Raw genomic sequence first — 1,815 nt, 5'->3', positions numbered from 1 at the left:
CCTACGTGGGCGCGGGCCTGAACTACACGTTGTTCTTTGATGAAAAAACCACAGGCGCGCTGGACGGCGCCGACCTTGAGCTCGATCCTTCTTGGGGTTTGGCTGCGCAACTCGGACTTGATGTGCACCTCGGCGGCAGCTGGTTCGCGAACATCGATGCGCGATGGCTCGACATCGATACGGACGCGAAACTCGACGGCGCGAGCCTCGGCACCGTAGAAATCGACCCGTACGCGTTCGGCGTATCGATCGGTCGGCGATTCTGATCGTCGGCCGCAGAAGCTTTAGAGAAGCGCGACTCGAAGGACGAGATGGACCGGCACGTTTGGCTGGCAAGAGCACACCCAACCCCGCTGCCCCACGCCTGGCTTGGCGAAGCGCTAAGCTGGGTGGCGCGCGGCGCTCTGGGAGCTATTCGCTCGAGGAAATCTGCTCCAGTGGCGCGCCGTGCAGCATCTCGATCCCTTCCATGTTCGGAAGGCGATGCGCGATGCCTTTGTGACAATCGATGCAGGTGTGGTCCTTGCCGGCGAGCGCCGTTGAGTGGACGTACACGGCGCGCTGGCTCTGACGCGTCCAGTCCATGAATTGATACGCGTGGCAATTGCGGCACTCGAGCGAGTCGTTTGCTTTGAGGCGCGCCCACTCGTGCTTGGCCAGCGTCAAGCGATGATCCAGAAACTTTTCGCGGGTATTGATCGTGCCGAAGATCTTGCCCCACACTTCTTTGGACGCCTGCATCTTGCGGGCGATCTTGTCGGTCCACTCGTGCGGCACGTGACAATCGGGACAGGTCGCCCGCACGCCGGATCGGTTGCTGTAATGGATCGTGCTCTTCAGCTCGGCGAACACGTTGTCCCGCATCTCGTGGCAGCCGGTGCAGAACTCCTCGGTGTTGGTCGCTTCCAGCGCGGTGTTGAACCCGCCCCAGAACAGGATGCCGCCGATGAAGCCCCCGACCACCAGGAACCCGAGGCTGAAGTAACGACTCGGCGAGCTGAGCACGCCCCACCAACGCCTTGCCCTCTCCAGTAGCGCCTTCACTCCTTCTTTTCCTTCGCTTCGGGCGCCGGCGGATCGGCCGCCTGTTGCTCACGCTCGATCAGCTCGTAGACATCGACGAAGCGGTTGTCGACCTTCAGTGGCGCATCGGTCTGGACCACGTGGCATTGCGTGCAGAAATAGCGCCGCGGGGATATCTCCGCGAGGAAGTCCTGATCGCGATCCATATAGTGAGTCGCACTCACCATCGGAGCACCGAACTCCTCGTTGCGCACGCGCGAATGGCAATACATGCAATAGTTCACGTTGCGCGTGATTTCGTAGCGATCGATGGCGTGCGGGATGGTGGGCGGCTGGCTGGTGTAGGCACGACCCCGCTTCACATCGAAGTTCTCGACAATGGCCATGCGCGGTGCTTTGGGCTCCTGATCGAGCGGCGTGGGACCGCGCAGCCCTTCCAGATTGTCCGCCGCCAGCGCCGCGCCGAAACACAGCACGCCGATGATTGCCAATCGCCGCACCAGGGAGCTCATCACACCGCTCCCATCGGCACGATCTTCACCGCGCATTTCTTGAAGTCGGTTTGTTTGGAGATCGGATCCGTCGCGTCCAACGTAACCTTGTTAATGAGCTGCGAAGCATCGAACCAGGGCACGAACACCACCCCTCGCGGCGGCTTGTTACGACCGCGTGTTTCAATGCGCGAGCGCATCTCACCTCGACGCGAGACAACTTTGACTTCAACGCCCCGCCGTACGCCTAGCGATTCCGCGTCGTCGGGATGCATGAACACCACCGCATTCGGAAACGCCT

4 protein-coding genes are annotated in these 1,815 nt (G+C 61.4%); 1 reads left to right on the top strand and 3 read right to left on the bottom strand.

The window, feature by feature from the left end; all coding sequences use genetic code 11:
• Positions 1-266 (top strand): OmpW/AlkL family protein (locus JNL55_RS13620; protein WP_293853826.1); only part of this gene is annotated, 266 nt, incomplete at its 5' end.
• A gap of 145 nt (positions 267-411) precedes the next feature.
• On the opposite strand, the gene JNL55_RS13615 is transcribed toward JNL55_RS13620, so the two are convergent.
• The 3 genes from JNL55_RS13615 to JNL55_RS13605 form a co-directional block, all read right to left on the bottom strand.
• Positions 412-1,044, bottom strand: coding sequence for a cytochrome c3 family protein (locus tag JNL55_RS13615; protein ID WP_293853823.1), 633 nt, complete (start codon positions 1,042-1,044; stop codon positions 412-414).
• Positions 1,041-1,535, bottom strand: coding sequence for a nitrate reductase cytochrome c-type subunit (locus JNL55_RS13610; protein ID WP_293853821.1), 495 nt, complete (start codon positions 1,533-1,535; stop codon positions 1,041-1,043). Before JNL55_RS13610 ends, JNL55_RS13615 begins: the two co-directional genes overlap by 4 nt.
• Positions 1,535-1,815: molybdopterin dinucleotide binding domain-containing protein (locus tag JNL55_RS13605; protein ID WP_293853818.1), on the bottom strand; the 281-nt coding region annotated here is incomplete at its 5' end. The genes JNL55_RS13605 and JNL55_RS13610, both read right to left, overlap by 1 nt.

Source organism: Steroidobacter sp., from assembly GCF_016790065.1.
In the GTDB taxonomy this organism is placed as follows: Bacteria; Pseudomonadota; Gammaproteobacteria; order Steroidobacterales; family Steroidobacteraceae; genus Steroidobacter.
Note: the sequence above shows the minus strand (reverse complement) of the source record. Positions and strands in the feature narration are given on the sequence as shown.

What these genes read in the sequence shown, in the direction of transcription:
- JNL55_RS13610 (WP_293853821.1), bottom strand. Translation starts at nt 1,535, where the DNA reads ATGAGCTCCCTGGTGCGGCGATTGGCAATCATCGGCGTGCTGTGTTTC.